Source organism: Bacteroides difficilis (assembly GCF_048319815.1).
Classification (GTDB): domain Bacteria; phylum Bacteroidota; class Bacteroidia; order Bacteroidales; family Bacteroidaceae; genus Bacteroides; species Bacteroides zhangwenhongii.
Map to the genome: position 1 here is coordinate 4,601,586 of NZ_CP182814.1, position 19,538 is coordinate 4,621,123.

17 protein-coding genes are annotated in these 19,538 nt (G+C 41.8%); 11 read left to right on the forward strand and 6 right to left on the reverse strand.

Annotated features, from left to right (window positions below; genetic code table 11):
- The first annotated feature begins 12 nt into the window (after positions 1–12).
- From pbpC to ACNOGP_RS18180, 5 genes are all read left to right on the forward strand, one after another.
- On the forward strand, positions 13–2,358 hold the full coding sequence (pbpC, locus tag ACNOGP_RS18160; RefSeq protein ID WP_418213421.1) for a penicillin-binding protein 1C: 2,346 nt from the start codon (positions 13–15) through the stop codon (positions 2,356–2,358).
- 70 nt (positions 2,359–2,428) lie between these two features.
- Positions 2,429–2,863 (forward strand): hypothetical protein, encoded by a 435-nt coding sequence (locus ACNOGP_RS18165; RefSeq protein WP_007759076.1) that lies wholly within the window; start codon positions 2,429–2,431, stop codon positions 2,861–2,863.
- A 126-nt stretch (positions 2,864–2,989) separates the two neighbouring features.
- A complete protein-coding gene (locus tag ACNOGP_RS18170) occupies positions 2,990–4,417 on the forward strand; it encodes a Na+/H+ antiporter NhaC family protein (protein ID WP_418213422.1) in 1,428 nt (475 codons plus the stop codon).
- A 67-nt stretch (positions 4,418–4,484) separates the two neighbouring features.
- On the forward strand, positions 4,485–5,075 hold the full coding sequence (locus ACNOGP_RS18175) for a DUF4251 domain-containing protein (RefSeq protein WP_143864757.1): 591 nt from the start codon (positions 4,485–4,487) through the stop codon (positions 5,073–5,075).
- An 88-nt stretch (positions 5,076–5,163) separates the two neighbouring features.
- On the forward strand, positions 5,164–5,823 hold the full coding sequence (locus ACNOGP_RS18180) for a DNA-binding response regulator (RefSeq protein ID WP_418213423.1): 660 nt from the start codon (positions 5,164–5,166) through the stop codon (positions 5,821–5,823).
- Here the strand turns inward: ACNOGP_RS18180 and ACNOGP_RS18185 are convergent.
- The 3 genes from ACNOGP_RS18185 to mnmA all read right to left on the reverse strand — a co-directional run bounded on the left by ACNOGP_RS18185 (position 5,814) and on the right by mnmA (position 7,553).
- Complete coding sequence (locus ACNOGP_RS18185) at positions 5,814–6,167, reverse strand: type II toxin-antitoxin system RelE/ParE family toxin (protein ID WP_195532433.1); 354 nt, start codon at positions 6,165–6,167, stop codon at positions 5,814–5,816. The genes ACNOGP_RS18180 and ACNOGP_RS18185 overlap by 10 nt on opposite strands.
- Positions 6,157–6,396, reverse strand: a complete 240-nt coding sequence (locus ACNOGP_RS18190; protein WP_418213424.1) for a hypothetical protein — start codon at positions 6,394–6,396, stop codon at positions 6,157–6,159. Before ACNOGP_RS18190 ends, ACNOGP_RS18185 begins: the two co-directional genes overlap by 11 nt.
- Positions 6,397–6,485: 89 nt before the next feature.
- Complete coding sequence (gene mnmA / locus ACNOGP_RS18195; RefSeq protein ID WP_418213425.1) at positions 6,486–7,553, reverse strand: tRNA 2-thiouridine(34) synthase MnmA; 1,068 nt, start codon at positions 7,551–7,553, stop codon at positions 6,486–6,488.
- Between the two features lie 176 nt (positions 7,554–7,729).
- Between mnmA and ACNOGP_RS18200 the strand changes: the two genes are divergently transcribed.
- Positions 7,730–9,199, forward strand: coding sequence for a S41 family peptidase (locus ACNOGP_RS18200; RefSeq protein WP_418213426.1), 1,470 nt, complete (start codon positions 7,730–7,732; stop codon positions 9,197–9,199).
- A gap of 11 nt (positions 9,200–9,210) precedes the next feature.
- Positions 9,211–10,083, forward strand: a complete 873-nt coding sequence (locus ACNOGP_RS18205; protein ID WP_186968607.1) for a DUF4595 domain-containing protein — start codon at positions 9,211–9,213, stop codon at positions 10,081–10,083.
- Between the two features lie 91 nt (positions 10,084–10,174).
- Here the strand turns inward: ACNOGP_RS18205 and ACNOGP_RS18210 are convergent, their stop codons facing one another.
- Positions 10,175–10,987: an alpha/beta hydrolase gene (locus tag ACNOGP_RS18210; protein WP_007759056.1), complete on the reverse strand. Its 813-nt coding sequence runs from the start codon at positions 10,985–10,987 to the stop codon at positions 10,175–10,177.
- 191 nt (positions 10,988–11,178) lie between these two features.
- Here ACNOGP_RS18210 and ACNOGP_RS18215 point away from each other — a divergent pair, with 191 nt between their 5' ends.
- The 4 genes from ACNOGP_RS18215 to ACNOGP_RS18230 all read left to right on the forward strand — a co-directional run bounded on the left by ACNOGP_RS18215 (position 11,179) and on the right by ACNOGP_RS18230 (position 16,361).
- On the forward strand, positions 11,179–13,557 hold the full coding sequence (locus ACNOGP_RS18215; protein ID WP_418213427.1) for a TonB-dependent receptor: 2,379 nt from the start codon (positions 11,179–11,181) through the stop codon (positions 13,555–13,557).
- Between the two features lie 19 nt (positions 13,558–13,576).
- Complete coding sequence (locus ACNOGP_RS18220; protein WP_007759054.1) at positions 13,577–14,362, forward strand: M48 family metallopeptidase; 786 nt, start codon at positions 13,577–13,579, stop codon at positions 14,360–14,362.
- A 182-nt stretch (positions 14,363–14,544) separates the two neighbouring features.
- A complete protein-coding gene (locus ACNOGP_RS18225) occupies positions 14,545–15,831 on the forward strand; it encodes a hemolysin family protein (RefSeq protein WP_007759053.1) in 1,287 nt (428 codons plus the stop codon).
- 53 nt (positions 15,832–15,884) lie between these two features.
- Positions 15,885–16,361 carry a copper resistance protein NlpE gene (locus ACNOGP_RS18230; protein ID WP_007754320.1) on the forward strand — a complete coding sequence of 159 codons (477 nt, stop codon included), beginning with the start codon at positions 15,885–15,887 and terminating at the stop codon, positions 16,359–16,361.
- Between the two features lie 94 nt (positions 16,362–16,455).
- Here the strand turns inward: ACNOGP_RS18230 and ACNOGP_RS18235 are convergent, their stop codons facing one another.
- Together ACNOGP_RS18235 and ACNOGP_RS18240 are read right to left on the reverse strand one after the other, a co-directional pair.
- A complete protein-coding gene (locus ACNOGP_RS18235) occupies positions 16,456–17,676 on the reverse strand; it encodes a glycoside hydrolase family 88 protein (protein ID WP_418213428.1) in 1,221 nt (406 codons plus the stop codon).
- Between the two features lie 41 nt (positions 17,677–17,717).
- The gene (locus ACNOGP_RS18240; RefSeq protein ID WP_418213429.1) at positions 17,718–19,364 is read right to left on the reverse strand and encodes a glycoside hydrolase 43 family protein; all 1,647 of its coding nucleotides are present in this window, start codon (positions 19,362–19,364) and stop codon (positions 17,718–17,720) included.
- Positions 19,365–19,538 lie beyond the last annotated feature (174 nt).

A 19,538-nucleotide genomic window follows, 5' to 3' on the forward strand; every position in this document is an offset into this window, starting at 1 on the left:
CAAACGCTGTTCATGAAAGTTAAGATATCGGAGGTATTCAGAAATTTATCCGTCACCCGGAAAGTAATACTTGGCAGTATTGCTCTCTTGGTGACGGGATATATGTTTTGTCTTCCCCGACAACTCTTTCATGTCCCCTACTCGACTGTCGTCACTGATAAGAACGAAGAACTGTTGGGAGCACGTATTGCTTCCGACGGACAGTGGCGTTTCCCTCCGAGAAAGATGACACCGGAAAAAATAAAGTACTGCTTTATCACTTTTGAGGATAGACATTTCTATCACCATTGGGGTGTTAATCCACTTGCCATCGGAAGAGCCATTTATCAAAACATCAAGAACAAACGTATTGTAAGCGGAGGAAGCACGCTGACCATGCAAACTATCCGGCTTGCACGAAACAAACCCAGAACTTTCGGAGAGAAAATAATCGAAATGATCTGGGCTACACGTCTGGAATTCAGGGCTTCTAAAGAAGAAATCCTATCCATGTATATATCTCATGCCCCTTTCGGAGGAAATGTGGTAGGACTGGATGCGGCCGCCTGGCGTTATTTCGGTCATTCAGCCGAAGAGTTGTCATGGGCGGAATCGGCCATGCTCGCCGTATTACCCAATGCTCCAGCCATGATTCACCTATCCAAAGGACGGGAGACATTACTTGCCAAACGTAACCGGGTCCTTAAACTGCTCCATGAGAAAGAAATCATAGATTCGTCTACTTATGAGCTGGCTGTCAGCGAACCTCTTCCCGAAGAGCCACATCTTCTTCCGCAAACAGCTCCCCACTTAGTCAGCCGTTTCTACAAAGAAAGAAATGGACAGTACTTGCGTTCCACCATTGACCGGGGGATTCAAATGCATATAGAAGACATCGCTGAACGTTGGAGCAATGAATTTAACCGAAGCGATATCCGCAATTTGGCCATTTTAGTAATCGACCTCCCTGCCAATCAAGTGATAGCCTATTGCGGGAATGTACATTTCGACCATCGGCAAGGAGGTAATCAGGTGGATGTAATTCAAGCTCCCAGAAGCACAGGAAGTATCTTGAAACCTTTTTTATATTATGCGATGTTGCAGGAGGGGACATTATTGCCACATACGCTACTTCCTGACATCCCCATTAACATAAACGGATTCAGTCCGCAGAATTTCAGCAGGCAGTATGAGGGGGCTGTGCCCGCTTCGGAAGCACTTGCCCGTTCACTGAATATTCCAGCCGTGACAATGTTACAAAAATATGGTGTTCCCAAATTTCATAATTTCCTGCGACAGACTGGATTCAAAACAATCACCCGTCCATCGTCCCACTACGGTTTATCCCTGATTCTGGGAGGAGCAGAAGCCACTTTATGGGATGTAACAAATGCGTACGCACAAATGGGACGAAGTCTGATTCCGAATCAGCATAGTGATGCAGTCCCTCAAAAAGAAGCCGACATCTTAATGGGAGAAGAGAACAAAAACGAAGCGATACAACAAAAATTCACTTGGGACAAGGGTGCAGTGTGGCAAACTTTCGACGCGCTAAAAGAAGTCAACCGCCCCGAAGAGATCGATTGGAAGTCCATCCCTTCCATGCAGACCATCGCCTGGAAAACAGGAACGAGTTATGGATTCCGGGATGCTTGGGCGGTAGGCGTCACTCCTCGTTACGCAGTCGGCGTATGGGTAGGAAACGCAACCGGTGAAGGAAAACCGGGATTAGCGGGCGCACAAACGGCAGGTCCCGTATTATTCGATGTATTCAACTATCTTCCCTCTTCATCGTGGTTTGAACGTCCGACCGGTGTTTTTATTGATGCAGAGGTATGCCGTCAATCCGGTCATTTGAAAGGACGCTTCTGCGAGGAGACGGACACAGTGCTTATACTTCCCTCCGGACTACGAACAGAATCCTGCCCATATCATCACTTCATTACTTTATCTGCCGACGAGAAATATCGTATTTATGAGAATTGTGCCAATACGGAGCCTACTTTCCCAAGGTCATGGTTCGCACTGCCTCCTGTGTGGGAATGGTATTATAAACAGCATCATCCGGAATACAAGCCTCTTCCTCCGTTCAAATCAGGTTGCGGAGAAGATAGTTTCCAACCCATGCAATTCATTTATCCTCCGATGAATGCACGAATCAAGCTACCGAAACAATTGGATGGTAACAAAGGATTCATCACTGTCGAACTGGCTCACAACAATCCCAAAGCAATCGTTTTCTGGCATCTCGATGATATATATCTGATGCAAACACAGGATTTTCATAAAATATCCTTGCAACCTGAACCGGGAAAACACTCTCTGACAGCCGTTGATGGGGAAGGAAATACGGTTTCCACCACTTTTTTCATAAAATGAGTTATAAATCATAAGAAATGACTCAACAAAATAAGCAGTAAAACCGTTTATAGCAAAAAAAGTAAAGCGAATGAAATACGGAGTTAACAAACAAATCTTACTCATTACAGCCGGCGCAGTATGGATTACAGCCGGTATCAATATATTACGAATAGGAATCATTACATGGTTAAACAACTCCCAAGACTGGATGTTCAAAATCGGAGAAGCAACTGTAGTTTTCCTGTTATTCTTCGTACTCATCTTTAAAAGACTTTATTATAAACACACCCGGCGAATTGAAGAGAAAAAGAAAACCCGTAACTGCCCTTTTTCTTTTTTTGATGTAAAGAGTTGGATCATTATGATATTCATGATCTCTCTAGGCATTACCATCCGGAGTTTCCATCTATTACCCGACAGTTTTATTTCCGTTTTCTACACCGGACTATCTATCGCTCTGATTCTGACCGGAATACTTTTCATACGATATTGGTGGCTAAAACGTAAGGTAAATTGGGGCTGATTCTATGCACCAAGAATATATAAACTTATACTAATTTTTATTGCTCTGTTCCATAACGCTAAGAATTTCGATCATTTTGTTGTATCTTTGCAAACCAAAATAATATAGAGCATTAAAGAACTTAATATGAAAAAAGCCCCCTCCCCTTTTGTATCCCTGATACCAATTATCGTACTTATACTATTATTATTCGGTACTATCCATACTTTCGGTAGTGATGCTTTAAGTGGAGGAAGTCAAGTATCATTACTCACCACTACCGCTATTTGTATTCTTATCGGTATGGCATTCTACAAAATCCCTTGGAAAGATTATGAGATTGCCATCACAAACAATGTGGCCGGAGTGGCAACGGCTATTATCATCCTATTGATTATCGGTGCATTAAGTGGAATGTGGATGATCAGCGGAGTAGTACCTACTTTGATTTATTATGGAATGCAAATCATACATCCCAGTTTCTTCTTAGCATCCACCTGTATCATTTGTGTACTTATTTCCGTTATGACCGGTAGTTCGTGGACCACCATCGCTACCATTGGAATCGCACTGATGGGTATCGGCAGGGCACAAGGATTTGAAGAGGGATGGATTGCAGGAGCCATTATTTCCGGAGCTTATTTTGGAGATAAGGTCTCGCCTCTATCGGAAACAACTATATTGGCAGCTTCCGTAACTGATACTCCACTATTCCGGCATATCCGATACATGATGATAACGACAGTTCCTTCCCTCATAATCACTTTGATTATTTTTACTGTGGCAGGATTCTCACACGATGCCAGCAATACACAACATATCACCGAAGTGGCAACTGCTTTGAATGAAAAGTTCCACATTACTCCCTGGCTCTTGATTGTACCTATTGTAACAGGCATATTAATCGCCCGTAAGATTCCTTCCATCATTACCCTATTTTTATCGACACTGCTGGCAGGAGTCTTCGCTTTGATTTTCCAGCCGGAGTTATTACAGGAGGTTTCCGGAATGGCAACTTCCGGCTTCGATTCATTGTTCAAAGGATTAATGATAACGATATATGGAAGCACAAGTCTGCACACAGACAATGCCGTTCTGGCAGATTTGATTGCCACACGCGGCATGTCCGGAATGCTGAATACGATTTGGCTCATTCTGTGTGCCATGTGTTTTGGTGGAGCAATGACGGCCAGCGGTATGTTGGGTAGTATCACTTCAATCTTTGTTCGATTTATGAAAAAGACGGTCAGTGTGGTAGGAGGTACGGTTTGCTCAGGCTTGTTTCTTAATCTGGCAACAGCCGACCAATATATCAGTATCATTCTGACGGGAAATATGTTTCGTGACATATATGCCAAGAAAGGATATGAAAGTTGCTTACTAAGCCGCACGACGGAAGATGCAGTAACCGTTACATCCGTACTGATCCCATGGAACAGTTGCGGGATGACTCAGGCCACCATTTTAAGTGTGCCCACACTTGTATATCTTCCCTATTGCTTTTTCAACATTATCAGCCCTTTAATGAGTATTGCCGTCGCAGCTATCGGATACAAAATTGCACGACGTTCGTGAACAATCTGGCATACTCTTTGTTTTTGTAATAAACGGACAACGTATTAAACCTAAACAAAAAAAAGTTATGAAAAAGTTTATTGCATTATTAGCATTAGTATTAGTGAGTGCAAGCACGATGATGTATGCACAGGAAAGTAACGCAGCAGCCCGCCGCGCAGAACGAAAAGCTCAAAGAGACGCAGAAAGAGCAAAACTCCGTGCCGAAGAACAAGTACAGGACATGGCAGCCTATCAACAAGCTGTACAGGCTTTAAAGAACAAGCAATTTGTATTGGAAGCCAATCAAGTAATCTTCCGCAATGGAATGAGTGCTTTCGTGACTTCAAACACCAACTTCGTTTTGATGAATGGCAACAGAGCCACTGTGCAGACTGCTTTCAATACAGCTTATCCAGGTCCTAACGGGATCGGTGGTGTCACTGTAGATGGTAATTCTTCTGATATGAAAATGAACATTGACAAGAAAGGAAATGTGAACTGTTCATTCAGCGTTCAAGGTATTGGTATTTCCGCTCAGGTCTTCATCAACATGAGCAGTGGAAATAATACAGCTTCGGTTACAATCAGCCCGAACTTCAATAACAACAATCTGACATTGAACGGAAATATCGTTCCGCTTGACCAATCCAACATCTTCAAAGGACGTTCCTGGTAATCGGAATTCAAGAATCTAATTAAAACTCCGCTACAAATCGCACAAAATATGTACATTTGTAGCGGAGTTTTATTTAACTATTCCTATTATGAGAGAATTTATCATTGCAGACAATCAAGATATCAGCAAAGCGGGAATGATGTTCCTACTGACCAAGCAAAAAGATGTATCCGCACTTCTAGAAGCTGATAATAAAGTAGAGCTGATTCAGTTGCTGCGATTGTACCCGCAAGCAGTGGTTATTCTTGATTACACACTATTCAATTTTGCCGGGGCAGATGAACTGATCGTTCTACAGGAAAGGTTTAAAAAGGCCGATTGGATCCTATTCTCCGATGAGCTAAGTCTTAACTTCCTTCGACAAATATTATTTAGCAGCATGGCTTTTGGAGTAGTAATGAAAGATAATTCCAAAGAGGAAATTATCACTGCGATTCAATGCGCTATCCGCAAACAAAGATATATCTGCAATCATGTCAGCAACCTATTGCTTTCGGGAACTGGCTCTCCGTCTGTTACCTTGTCCACAAACAATCATTTGCTAACGCAAACAGAAAAGAATATTCTAAAAGAAATCGCACTAGGCAAAACGACAAAAGAGATTGCAGCGGAGAAAAACCTTAGTTTTCATACGATTAACAGCCACCGTAAAAATATCTTCCGCAAGTTAGGCGTAAATAATGTGCATGAAGCCACCAAATATGCCATGCGGGCGGGAATTGTTGATTTAGCGGAATACTATATCTGATGTGTTTTCAAACCATTCTGCTTCAGAAGTTGTTCAATCTCTTTCTCTGATATAGAAGCCTTATCCGCCTTATCATAGATATAAAGAAGGTTTAACACCGCATCTTGTTGGGAAATCACCACAGTAAAGGTTATAACTCTTGCACCTCCACTTTTACCTTTTCCTTTTGCAGTAATTTTCATACGTACCTTACGCAAACCATGTCCCAAATCTGTTCCAAGTTGAGGATTCCGAGATAATTCATCAAGAAGTTTCAAATAATCTTCTTTAAATGAAACGTAACGCTTCCCTAAACGTTTTGCCTCTTTATCAAATGAGGCAGAACTTTCTATACTATAGTTCATTAATGAGTTCATAAGCAGATCTTGTTCTCCCGGCTTTTACATCTTTCAGCCCGGCATCAATCCCTGCAAGAATCTCTTCCTTACTGATTTCGTCCTCTTCTTTTTCAGCTTCCATCCTCTTAAGTCGTTTCAAATAGGTTTTTACTCGATTGAGCATCTCTTTGTCATTCAAACTCAGAAGTTCCTCAACCAAGTCCATTTTCAGGCTTTTCAATTCCATCGTTGTCATAATCAAACCTCCTTTATTTATAATTCTACGAAACAAAAGTAATGAAAATAATCTTGTTTATTCAATCTTCGCCACTCAAAAAGAACTATTTAACAGATAATCTCCCCACTTCCCACGCAAATCCGAGCTTCTTTGTCATAAATCACTCCAAACTGTCCTGGAGCAATGCCTTGTAACTTTTCAGAAGATAGGATATGAAACTGATTATCTCCCTTCATAATGAGCTTCCCCTTAGTAAATTCAGGAGTATGACGAATTTTAAAGGTTATATCCACTTCCTTATCCTGACCCTTCCAAATATTATCTGTTATAAAATGAAAATCACGCATTTGGAATTCATTCCCATATTGGGTCTCTACACCGTAGCCGCGAGATACATAAATGATATTTTCCTGAATATCCTTTTTAACAACAAACCAAGGACCTCCACTCAAACCAAGTCCCTTCCGCTGCCCGATAGTATGAAACCAATAGCCATGATGTGTACCTAGTTTCTTTCCGGTTTCCAATTCTACAATCACTCCTTCCCGCTCGCCAAGAAAACGACGGACAAAATCATTATAGTTTATCTTTCCCAAAAAGCAAATGCCCTGACTGTCTTTTCTTTTGGCACTAGGTAATCCAGCCGCGTCTGCAATTTCACGTACCTCATGTTTCGTCAATCCTCCAATGGGAAACATTAGTTTGGAAATTTGCAGATAATCAATCTGTGCAAGAAAGTCCGTCTGGTCTTTTACGGGATCTTTTGCCGTACCCAGCCACACTTTTCCATCACGCTGTATCGTAGTAGCATAATGACCGGTAGCCGTAAAATCAAACTCTTTCCCGATGCGTTGTTCAAAGCAACCAAACTTTATTAGTTTATTGCACATCACATCCGGATTCGGCGTTAATCCCTGCCGGATCTTACCAATGGCGTAAGTCGCTACATTTTCCCAGTATTCTTTATGCAAATCAACTATTTCGAGAGATAAACCGTACTTTCGGGCAGTAGCAACCGATAATTCAATATCCTCCTCTGCCGAACAATCCATATACTCCGCTCCTTCCATACCGATCTTTATATAAAAAAGAGTCGGTTTGTAGCCCTGCTCACAAAGCAAGTGAACAACCACCGAACTATCAACACCTCCCGATAACAATGCAGCTACATTCATGAAATTACTGTTTATTAATCACTTATTCTATTTTACTAATGCCTATTGACCATTTTGGAAGCACAAAGATAACGCAGGATTCTCTAACAGCCAATCACACATTAAAGGCATTTTTATACCATAAATGTGGTAGATAAGCAAAGTATTTCCTACATTTGCAACGTGAAAAGCTTTTTATGATGACAAAATTAAGAAAGATAATCCTTATACCCGCCCTGACCATCGTATCTCTCAGTGGCTTCTTCTCCTGTGGTGTTGACCGCTGGCCGGAGTATGCCCACCAAACAGCATTGGATACATGGATATTAGACATCATGCAACAGAACTATCTATGGTATCAGGAGCTACCTTCCTATGATGATGTAAATTTATTTGTAGAACCAGCCTCTTTCCTGTCTAAAGTGAAATCGAAGCAGGATAGTTATTCATTTGTAGACTCTGTTATGGCAACCCCATTGCCCACATATGGATTTGATTATTCATTAGTTAGAAATCCGGATATTGACACTGCCTACAACGCATTGATTACTTACGTTATTCCAGGTTCCCCTGCCGCACAGGCGGGTTTAGAACGCGGTGATTGGATCATGAAAGTAGACACTTCCTACATTAGTAAGAAATATGAGACATATTTATTGCAAGGAACCAAAGCGGTAGAACTGACTTTGGGCGAGTGGAAAGAGGTGAAAATAGAAGATGAAGAAGACGGAAATGAGGGAGGTGACGGAGAAGATGAAGGACCGACGATGGAATATAGAGTTGTTCCAATAGATGAACCCGTTGAAATGCCTGCAGCACGGATAGTAGAAGACAATCCCGTACATAAATATGAGATTATTGAGTCACCGGTCAAAAATATAAAGGTAGGTTATCTCATGTACAATAGCTTCATAGCCGGTACAAAAGCCGAGCCGGAAAAATACAACAATGAATTACGCAGTGTCTCGCAAAAGTTCAAGGAAGCAGGCGTACAAGCTGTTATTCTTGACCTTCGTTACAATGAGGGAGGTTCAATGGATTGTGTTCAGTTGTTAGGTACTATTCTGACCTCAGCCGACCGTTTAGGAGAGCCAATGGCTTATCTTGAATATAATGATAAAAATACGGATAAAGACGCCACTATTCTGTTCGGTACAGATAGAGAGATTAATTTAGACTTACACAGTTTAATCGCCATTACCAGCGGAACGACAATGGGAGCACCGGAAATGCTCATTAGAAGTCTTTTTTTAGAGGATGTATATCCTATTGCTACTGTAGGCAGTTCGACAAAGGGACAAAATGTAGCAACAGAACAGTTTATTAATGAAGAATTTCTATGGTCGGTCAACCCGGTAGTATGTACAGTTTACAATTCCCAACACGATACTTATGGTGCCATTTCTCCAGCTACCGATTTAAAAGTCAGTGAAACCACAATAGATGGGAGTACAAATTACTGTGAATTCCTACCATTCGGTACATTCGACAAGGATGGTAAAAGTGAAAGATTGCTGAAGATCGCCATAGGAGTATTGGACGGTACATATCCGCCTAAAGATGACGAAGCTCCAGAAGAAAGTACAACACAGACTCGCTTCAAGGTTGAAAAGAGTGTAAACAGTCCAGCCAGCCGACGTTTTAGCAGTAAAGGGCTAAGGCTTTAATAACATTTAAAATGAAAAAAGTAGTTCTACTATTTATCACCACTATTCTACTTCTCAGTTGTTCCGACGATGATGAGAAAGAGAAGACGTGGAATGAGATTAATATACCTGTTCCGACAATGTCTAAAATGGTAATGACCGAAGTTGAAGAGACATATATGACCACCTCCACTGCTATCAACACTATAAAGAATGAGTATGTATATACGGATAATAAGCTCACCTCCTATACCAATACACAGTCAATCAGCATTGGTGCCGAAATTGTACAGGAACTTTCTCATCAGGTAACTTTACAATATGAGAACAACCTTGTCACCATGATAGATAGTGAAGATAACAAATGGATATATACATTGAATGAACAAGGTTATGCAACTCAATGTACATACACGACCATTTCCCAAGTACGCCAATATAACTTTACATACACGGACGGATACTTAACTCAACTGCATGAAAATATTACATCTATAAATGGTACACTACAGCCCGAAAACGCTTCCCATACCCTGTCGCTTGTTTATCAATACGGAGAGCTGATCAGTGTTACTTCCCCGTCACTGACAAATGAATCTTTCACTGATTACGGAGAAAATAAAATAATGTATGAAGCCGGAGAAACAATCAATTACTATCGCCTGCCCTGTTTGGATTTATTAGAAACTTATCCGCTTTCATTCCACCAATGCGCCCTATTTGCCGGAATCTTAGGCAAGCCGACGCAACATCTGGTAGCCCGCTCCACTCCTGAAAACAATAATAATGAATATACTACTTATTCTTATACATTCGACAACGAAGGAAAACCTACGAGCATTTATAGCCGCACACATTATTCCAATAAGATCAATACTCAGAACATATCAATTGCCATTGAATAAGGAGCCCCACTGGGCTCCTAAAAAGATAACTGTGACAAAGAGGCGGCACAATCATGGCACTAATATAGTGCACCAATCATATCAATACAATTTATTTCTTGAAAAACTTATCGAAGAAAAGTATCTGATAGTCAATAGAGTTATTCCAATACTGTCCGTTATGTGCTCCCGGACGGGTAATAAAATCATGGTCAATCTTTTTCTCCAACAAACGATGGTGTAAATTCTGATTCACCTTCAGGAAGAAATCGCTCTCACCACAATCGATTATAATGGCTAAATCTCCATTTTCAAGACCATCGATCTGATTGATAACAGTATGATTATCCCACACTTCTTTATTTGAATCATAATCTCCTAACTGCTTGGACATTTCCCAGTTCTTCGGGAAAGGACGGATATCCATTCCACCACTTGTCGTTCCAGCACCGCCAAATATATCTTTATGACGGATCGCATTCCACATTGCTCCATGTCCACCCATACTCAATCCGGTAATAGCACGTCCTTTCCGATCAGCAATCGTTTTATAATGCCCATCAATATACTTAACCAACTCCGATGAAATGAACGTCTCGTAACGATATGACGGATTGAGCGGACTATCCCAGTACCAGCTATTTTTCCCATCCGGACAAACAAAAATCATTCCCTTTTCATCCGCTATTTGTGGAAGATTCGGTTTTATTCCAATCCATGTTTTGGCATTTCCTCCGTAGCCGTGCAGCAGATAAAGAACGGGACAAGCTAGCGCTTTTTTTCCCAATGCTACATCCGGAGTTACTACCACCACCTTCACATCCTTATTCATGGAAGGACTTTTAATCAATAAGGTATCTACTTTGGCAGCAAAAGAGAGAGCTGCCCAACCAAGAAAAAGAGTAATTAACAGAAGTTTTTTCATTGTGTATTATTCTATTTTAATATATAATTCTTTCGTGTCTTCTGAACAATGTGCGCCTTCATCGCATCATTGCCAGTAATCAAATTTACAGTTTTCATCAAAGAATCTGTTTAATAGGTCTCACAAAAATAGAACTTATAAACGAGAAATAAAACAATTTATGTATTTTTGCACCACTAAACTCTAATTGTATGAAGCGACTTCTTACCTTTTTCTTTTTTTGCAGTTTTCTGCTTCTCCTGATTCAAGCTCAACCTGTGCATCAGATAAAAGGAACAGTAATAGACAAAAACAGCCGTCAACCATTAGAGTTTATCAACGTAACGGTCATCGGACTGAATAAAGGTGGCGTAACCAATGCAGAAGGACACTTTACAATAGAGCAGGTACCTCCCGGTATCTATCGTTTACAAGCAACAGCTATCGGCTACAAAAGTGTCACTACGCCTGAATATATCTTGTCCACCAGAAATTTAAATATCTCGATAGAGATGGAAGAGAACCTGACGGAGCTCGAAGGCATTACTGTCACTGCTTCCCCTTTCCGGCGTGATTTGGAAAGCCCTGTCAGCCTGCGTATCATAGGACTACAAGAAATAGAAAAGAGTCCGGGAGCCAACCGGGACATCTCACGAATCGTACAGTCTTATCCCGGAGTTGCCTTTTCACCAATAGGCTACCGCAACGACTTGATCGTACGTGGCGGTTCCCCTTCAGAAAACCGTTTTTATCTAGACGGAATAGAAATTCCCAACATCAACCATTTCAGCACGCAAGGAGCTTCCGGTGGTCCCGTAGGCATCCTCAATGCCGACTTGATACGTGAAGTCAATTTTTATACCGGTGCTTTCCCTACAGATAAAGGAAATGCACTCAGTTCTGTCCTAGATTTCAAATTACGTGACGGAGATATGGAACACAACTCGCTGAAAGCAACACTTGGAGCTTCTGAAGTCTCCCTTGCTTCCAACGGGCATATCGGGAAAAAAACTTCTTATCTGGTATCCGTACGCCAGTCCTATCTGCAATTCCTTTTTGATATGCTTGACCTCCCTTTCTTGCCGACCTTCACAGACGCACAGTTCAAATTGAAAACCAGATTCAACAAACAAAATGAACTGACTATTTTAGGATTGGGAGGAATCGACAATATGCGCTTGAACACAAAAGCGGATAGTGAAGACAACGAATACATTCTAAGCTACCTGCCTAAGATCAAGCAGGAGACGTTTACATTAGGCTCTGTTTACCGACACTACGCAGGAGCACATGTGCAATCAATAGTCGTCAGCCACAGTTATCTGAACAACCGTAACACGAAATACCGCCAGAATGACGAAGGTGTTCCGGACAATCTAATGCTTCGCCTCCGTTCTACCGAACAAGAAACGAAGTTCCGTTTCGAGAACAAATCCTCTATCCGAAACTGGAAAATCAATCTTGGAGTGAACTTAGATTATAGCCAATACTCTAATACAACTTTTCAAAAGATATACACGAATCAGGCACAAATATTCGATTATCACACCTATCTGGATATTTTACGATGGGGAATTTTCGGTACCGTCAACTATTCTTCAATGGATGAACGTTTCACTGCTTCTTTAGGGTTACGGGCCGATGCCAATAACTATTCATCGGCAATGAAATCCCTCTCCGACCAATTATCACCCCGCATATCGCTTTCTTATCAGTTAACCGATCACTGGTTTGTAAGCGGCAATGCCGGACTTTATTATCAGCTTCCTTCATATACGGCACTTGGATTTAAAAACAATTATGGAGCATACGCCAACAAATACAACCTCCGCTATATGAAAGTCAGTCAGGAAAGTTTGGGAGTCAGTTGGCGGAAAGGAGACACTTTTGAAGTTTCCATTGAAGGATTCTACAAAGATTATGATAAGATTCCGCTCTCCGTTGTAGACGGCATTCCACTAGCCTGCAAAGGAAATGATTACGGAGTGATTGGCAATGAACTGCTAACTTCCACCGCACAAGGGCGTTCTTATGGAGCAGAAATCTTAGTAAAATGGTTAATTGCCAAAAAGTTGAACCTGGCTTCTTCTCTCACCCTGTTCAAAAGTGAATACCGTAACAATAAAGAAAGTGAATACATCGCATCCGCATGGGATAACCGATATATCTTCAATCTACGGGGAACTTACAATCTCCCGCATCTATGGAGCGTCGGAATGAAAGTCAGTTGTATCGGCGGTGCTCCCTATACCCCCTACGATGAAGAGAAGTCCTCTCTGGTATCTGCCTGGGATGCACAAGGAAAGGCATATTATGACTATTCGAAGTATAATAAGGAACGCCTTCCCGCCTTTGCCCAAGTAGATATCCGTGTGGATAAGACTTTTTACCTGAAACACTGTATGCTGGGATTCTATCTGGATTTGCAGAATATCACCGTAAGCAAGCTAAAACAACAGGACGTACTGATGAGTACCGGTGTTATCGATAACCCGGAAGCTCCAGCCGATAGTCAGCATTATAGAATGAAACGTATCAAGCAGTCAAGTGGGACCTTACTCCCTACCTTAGGAATTACATTTGAATATTAACATAAAAACTTTTAAAAGTATGAAAAGACAAATTACTATGATCGCCTTTATCCTACTAGGAATGGGTATGACAGCATCTGCACAGTTCGGCAAAAAGTTTAATTTAGGGAAAGCATTACAAGCCGGCAAAGACGTAGTATCAGCCGTAACATTATCTGATGCCGATATTGCCAACATGAGTAAGGAATACATGGAATGGATGGACACTCACAATCCATTGACCAAACCGGATACGGAATACGGCAAACGCCTGGAAAAACTGACCGGGCATATTAAAGAAGTAGACGGGTTAAAACTGAACTTCGGCGTATATGAAGTAGTAGATATCAATGCATTTGCCTGTGGTGACGGCAGTGTACGTATCTGTGCCGGACTAATGGATGTAATGACTGACGAAGAAGTCATGGCCGTAGTAGGTCACGAAATCGGTCATGTAGTTCATACCGATTCAAAAGACGCCATGAAGAACGCCTACCTTCGTTCGGCAGTAAAGAATGCAGCCGGTGCTACCAGCGACAAGGTTGCCAAACTGACCGACTCTGAACTCGGAGCTATGGCCGAAGCATTGGCAGGTGCGCAATATTCACAAAAACAAGAAGGCGAAGCCGACGATTACGGTGTAGAGTTCTGTGTAAAGAATGGTATCGACCCTTATGCCATGGCTAATTCGCTGACCAAGCTGGCAAAACTCTCAGAAGGTGCAGAAAAGCCTTCTTATCTCCAAAAGATGTTCTCTTCACATCCCGATACAATGAAGCGAATCGAGCGAGCCAAAGCAAAGGCGGATACTTATGCTAAAAAATAACAGACATCCTTCCTGAATTGGACGGAAAAAGGAGATACGTTGGTTTTACAACCTTTGTATCTCCTTTTCTTTTTCCGATAAAAAGACCCCACTAGTATTAAAAAATCATTAATCTATTACACAGATTTGCATAGTGTCTTGATTTCATGTAATTTCGAAGCAATAACCATTTTAATCCATTTATGGAATTTCTTATAATTCTTTTCTTACTCATACTGAATGGCATTTTTGCCATGTATGAAATTGCGCTGGTATCATCCAGCAAAGCACGTCTTGAAACACTTGTCGCTAAAGGTAACAAATCCGCACGCGGAGTTCTGAAACAGTTGGAAGAACCAGAAAAGTTCTTATCCACCATCCAGATAGGTATTACCCTGATCGGTATCGTATCCGGTGCGTATGGTGGAGTAGCCATTGCCGATGATCTCGTTCCTCTCTTCTCCCTTATTCCGGGAGCTGAAGCTTATGCGCGTAATCTTGCCATGATTACTACGGTAGCAGTCATTACCTATCTTTCTCTCATTATCGGAGAATTGGTCCCTAAATCCATTGCTCTTAGTAATCCGGAGAAATATGCCATCTTATTCAGTCCGATTATGATTCTGCTGACAAAAGTCTCCTACCCCTTTGTTTGGTTACTCAGTATATCCACCCGTTTGTTGAATAAGCTCATCGGTCTGAAAAGTGAAGAACGCCCTATGACACAGGAGGAGATTAAGATGATTCTTCACCAAAGCTCGGAACAGGGTGTGATTGACAAAGAGGAAACGGAAATGATACGTGATGTGTTCCGCTTCTCGGACAAGCGAGCCAATGAGTTGATGACACACCGCAGGGATCTCATTATCCTCCATCCGGATGATACGCGGGAAAAGGTAATGAAAGTGATCGAAGAGGAACATTACAGCAAATATCTATTGGTAGACGAACGGAAAGATGAGATTATCGGTGTAGTGTCCGTGAAAGATATTATCCTGATGGTCGGTAACCAGCAGAAATTTAACTTACGTGAAATAGCCCGTCCCCCTCTCTTTATTCCGGAAAGTTTGTATGCAAATAAAGTTTTAGAGCTATTTAAGAAGAACAAAAACAAGTTCGGAGTTGTTGTTAACGAGTATGGTAGTACGGAAGGTATTATCACACTGCACGACCTGACGGAAAGTATCTTCGGAGACATCCTTGAAGAGGACGAAACGGAAGAAGAAGAAATCGTCACAAGGCAGGATGGTTCGATGTTGGTAGAAGCTTCAATGAACATTGACGATTTTATGGAAGAGATGGGAATTTTATCATACGAAGACCTGAAATCCGAAGACTTCACAACTTTAGGCGGACTGGCAATGTTCCTGATTGGTCGTATCCCGAAAGCCGGAGACATCTTCACATACAAGAATCTGCAATTCGAAGTAGTGGATATGGATCGGGGACGAGTAGACAAACTACTTGTCATCAAACGGGAAGAGGAGTAAAGTAAAACCGAGCGATAGCTCACTATATTTATATTAACTTAAAGCACTTAGCAATGAAAAAAGTAATTATGTTAGCAGCCGTCGTAGCTGCTTTGGCATCTTGCCAATCAAAAGCCAACAAAGCCGCAGAGGCACAAGCAGACAGTCTTGCCCTCGCTATGACTCCGATTACCGAAATGACAGAAGTCTATGCCGGTACTCTTCCTGCTGCCGACGGTCCGGGTATCGATTATGTGTTAACCCTGAATGCTGCAACTGATGGTGTTGATACTACTTACACACTGGATATGACTTACCTGGACGCTCAAGGCCAAGGTCAGAACAAGACTTTCACTTCCAATGGAAAGCAACAGACAATACATAAGGTGGTAAACAAAAAACCTGTTACTGCAGTCAAATTAACCCCGAAAAGTGGTGAAGCTCCCATGTATTTCGTAATTGTGAATGATACAACTCTTCGATTGGTAAATGACAGCCTACAGGAAGCCGTTAGTGATTTGAATTATGACATCATTAAGGTAAAACAATAAATAGGTCCAAACCTAACCAGTAAAAATGCTCTGCAACGAATGAATCTTTCTTACAGAGCATTTATTATTCTTACCAGTATTCAAAAGAGCCTTATTATCCAAGCACTCCGTATCCTTCTTGCAGACGTTTCAACCTCAACAATGCTTCGATATAATAGTAATCGGCATAAATGATAGAAGCGTCTATTTCCGAGTGATTCGGCCAGTGCCCTACACTATGGAGCAAGAAAGAAGGTTTGCTTTCACCACTTAGGTAACTGTCGGAGCTGAGACTCGTCAACATCTCGATTGCCGCATCCTTATAACGTTTTCCTGTTCCATTAGGAAGGTAGGTAGACAATTCGAGCAAAGCAGAAGCAACCACCGCTCCTGCCGAAGCATCACGGGGAGCATTCGGTATACTCGGATCATCAAAATCCCAATAGGGAACTTTATCCTCAGGGAGTCTGTCCAAATAAACATCCGTTACCTTCTGAGCAAAATCCAAGTATTTAGGATCTTTTGTCTCACGATAGACCACAGTATATCCATAAATAGCCCATGCCTGTCCACGCGCCCACATTGTACTATCGGCATATCCCTGGTGAGTAACACCTTTAATCAGATTGCCTGTGATGGTATCATATACAGCCACATGATAAGAAGTATAATCAGGACGGAACTGGCTTTTCATCGTTTTGTCCGCATGAGACACGGCAATGTCATACAAATAAGGATTACCGCCATTCTTAGCTGCCCAGAAAAGCATTTCCAGATTAATCATATTGTCCATGATTGTATTGTGAGGCCAATTACGCGGTTCTACCTCACGAGGCCATGAAAGAATTGTTCCTACAATTGGATTGAACAAGGTAGCTAATGTATCGGCAGTGTCCAATATCACCTGTTTATATGCCGGATTCTTAGTCAGACGGTAACCATTTCCATAGCTACAAAATACAAGAAATCCCAAATCGTGATCGTAAGCTGGAATATGAGAAAGAAACTTCAATGAGTGAGTGAAATTCTTTGCTTCTTCCAACACTTGCTTATCTTTTGTATATTCGTAATCATACCAAAGTACTCCCGGCCAAAAACCAGCACACCACTCCTCCTTCGTCGCCTTACGACAATTCCAATGTTGTTCGTCAGCCATGATATTGCGCGGCATCATCGTATAGTCAATTCCGGAATCTGTTTCCAGTTCCGTAAGTGTACGTTGTGTCTGCTTTGCGCAGTAGTCCAATGCCTTATTCACATCCAATGTACCGGAAGGCTTGTGAGTACACATACAAAAACCTAACACCACAGCCAGACCTACTACAATCTTTTTCATCTTAATCTGATATATCTACTTTAATTTCTAATTCTTAATTTTTAATTGACTCTGAACCAGTCTACATCCGCCCATCCACGATTGCCCTCATTCGGAGTTACGCAAAATACTCCAACTTTGGCTCCAATCCATTTGCCTTGTCGGGCTGTGAAAGGCTCTCCCACTGTCGTGTATTTCTTTCCGTCCAGACTATAAGCGAATGTACAAACGGCTCCTTTTCGAACCTTTACTTGCAAGTAAACTGTTTGCCACTCATTATCTGCTACTCCCGGCATCTTCAGATGTTCCACCGGAATGTTTGCCAATTCTTTTATCTGTTCGGGATTTTGCTGTTCCGCATCCTTGCAGACTGCTTGTTGCAGAATAAACTGGTCTCCCGCCTTACGAATGGAGAGATAGCTATAATCCCATCCCATCACAATGATTCCGGTTTGTTCCCTATCCTGCTTGGCAGTAAATGTCAACTTGGTCGTAGCTGTAAACTCTTCAGCCGGAAACTTTTGCATCAACAAGTTAGGAACTTCCCAGAAGTTCACAAATTCTTTCGAGAGGCTGCCTGCATAAAGACGAATATACCCCAAGTCGGTCGTGAACCCGTAAGTGTCTTTTTTATTGGCATGCCATTGCCATTGTACCCCCAAATGACGGGTATTGAATTCATCACTCTCCGGCGGAGTAGCTATCGGATATGTCTTTCCTACATTCGGTTTCTTATAGGTCGTTACCGGTTCACCGCAACCATCTTTATCCTTGTCTACTCCGATTACAGGCCAATCATTTACCCAAGTCATCGGATTCAGATGAATCACACGTCCGTAAGCTCCTTTATCTTGAAAATGAACGAACCAGGATTCTCCTGTATTCGTATCTACCCAGCCGCCCTGATGAGGCCCGTTGATATTTGTCTTTCCTTGTGCCATTACGATCTTCGATTCGTAAGGACCGTAAATGTTCTTCGAGCGAAGTACTAATTGCCAACCGGTTGCTACTCCACCTGCCGGAGCAAAAATATAGTAGTATCCGTTGCGTTTGTAAAGCTTCGGTCCTTCTACCGTATGGTTCTTTCCATCATTTCCGTCAAATACCATCACCGGATCGGAAATTACTTCTGTTCCCTCTGCATTCAGTTCGCAAATAACGAGAATACTATTCACTCCGCTACGGCTTCCGGCATAAGCATGTATCAGATATACTTTTCCGTCTTCGTCCCACAAAGGAGTGGCATCAATCATACCTTTCCCGGCTTTCACCAATACTGGCTTGCTCCATTTTCCTTTCGGGTCTTTGGTTTTAATCATATAGATTCCATAATCCGGATCACCCCAGTAAATGTAGAACTCCCCGTTATGAAAACGAATAGCCGGTGCCCATACGCCTTTACCATGCTGTGCCTTATCGAAGAATTCTTCCGGCTCCTGAACTGGTAACGCATAGTTTACCAGCGACCAATTCACCAAGTCATTGGAATGAAGAATAGGAATTCCGGGAATACAATTAAAACTGGACGCTGTCATATAGAAATCATCTCCGGCTGCACATACATCCGGATCCGAATAGTCTGCATGAAGAACCGGGTTCTGATAAGTTCCATTTCCCTTATCAGCCACCCAGGTCTTAGAAATTTCTTGTGCACCTGCCAATGAACAGCATGCCATCATTCCTGCTAAAAACAGAATCTTTTTACGCATAGTACCTAACTAATAATTCTTTTCTTAATTCAAGTGTCATTCCTAAAAACAGGTTCTTTCTACCTTATATAAAACTAATCAGCCGTAAAACTGAATCTTATCTCTTTTTTTAAAACAATCTATTTACTGACCTATTTGCTTATATATACGAAGGGGATTAGGTAAATACCTAAT

Excerpts from the sequence above, each read along its gene's own strand:
- ACNOGP_RS18180 (WP_418213423.1), top strand. The coding sequence starts at position 5,164 with ATGAGAGAATTTATCATTGCAGACAATCAAGATATCAGCAAAGCGGGA.
- mnmA (WP_418213425.1), bottom strand. The coding sequence starts at position 7,553 with ATGAATGTAGCTGCATTGTTATCGGGAGGTGTTGATAGTTCGGTGGTT.
- pbpC (WP_418213421.1), top strand. The coding sequence starts at position 13 with ATGAAAGTTAAGATATCGGAGGTATTCAGAAATTTATCCGTCACCCGG.
- ACNOGP_RS18220 (WP_007759054.1), top strand. The coding sequence starts at position 13,577 with ATGAAAAGACAAATTACTATGATCGCCTTTATCCTACTAGGAATGGGT.
- ACNOGP_RS18175 (WP_143864757.1), top strand. The coding sequence starts at position 4,485 with ATGAAAAAGTTTATTGCATTATTAGCATTAGTATTAGTGAGTGCAAGC.
- ACNOGP_RS18170 (WP_418213422.1), top strand. The coding sequence starts at position 2,990 with ATGAAAAAAGCCCCCTCCCCTTTTGTATCCCTGATACCAATTATCGTA.
- ACNOGP_RS18235 (WP_418213428.1), bottom strand. The coding sequence starts at position 17,676 with ATGAAAAAGATTGTAGTAGGTCTGGCTGTGGTGTTAGGTTTTTGTATG.
- ACNOGP_RS18230 (WP_007754320.1), top strand. The coding sequence starts at position 15,885 with ATGAAAAAAGTAATTATGTTAGCAGCCGTCGTAGCTGCTTTGGCATCT.
- ACNOGP_RS18240 (WP_418213429.1), bottom strand. The coding sequence starts at position 19,364 with ATGCGTAAAAAGATTCTGTTTTTAGCAGGAATGATGGCATGCTGTTCA.
- ACNOGP_RS18200 (WP_418213426.1), top strand. The coding sequence starts at position 7,730 with ATGATGACAAAATTAAGAAAGATAATCCTTATACCCGCCCTGACCATC.
- ACNOGP_RS18185 (WP_195532433.1), bottom strand. The coding sequence starts at position 6,167 with ATGAACTATAGTATAGAAAGTTCTGCCTCATTTGATAAAGAGGCAAAA.
- ACNOGP_RS18165 (WP_007759076.1), top strand. The coding sequence starts at position 2,429 with ATGAAATACGGAGTTAACAAACAAATCTTACTCATTACAGCCGGCGCA.
- ACNOGP_RS18210 (WP_007759056.1), bottom strand. The coding sequence starts at position 10,987 with ATGAAAAAACTTCTGTTAATTACTCTTTTTCTTGGTTGGGCAGCTCTC.
- ACNOGP_RS18215 (WP_418213427.1), top strand. The coding sequence starts at position 11,179 with ATGAAGCGACTTCTTACCTTTTTCTTTTTTTGCAGTTTTCTGCTTCTC.
- ACNOGP_RS18225 (WP_007759053.1), top strand. The coding sequence starts at position 14,545 with ATGGAATTTCTTATAATTCTTTTCTTACTCATACTGAATGGCATTTTT.
- ACNOGP_RS18205 (WP_186968607.1), top strand. The coding sequence starts at position 9,211 with ATGAAAAAAGTAGTTCTACTATTTATCACCACTATTCTACTTCTCAGT.
- ACNOGP_RS18190 (WP_418213424.1), bottom strand. The coding sequence starts at position 6,396 with ATGACAACGATGGAATTGAAAAGCCTGAAAATGGACTTGGTTGAGGAA.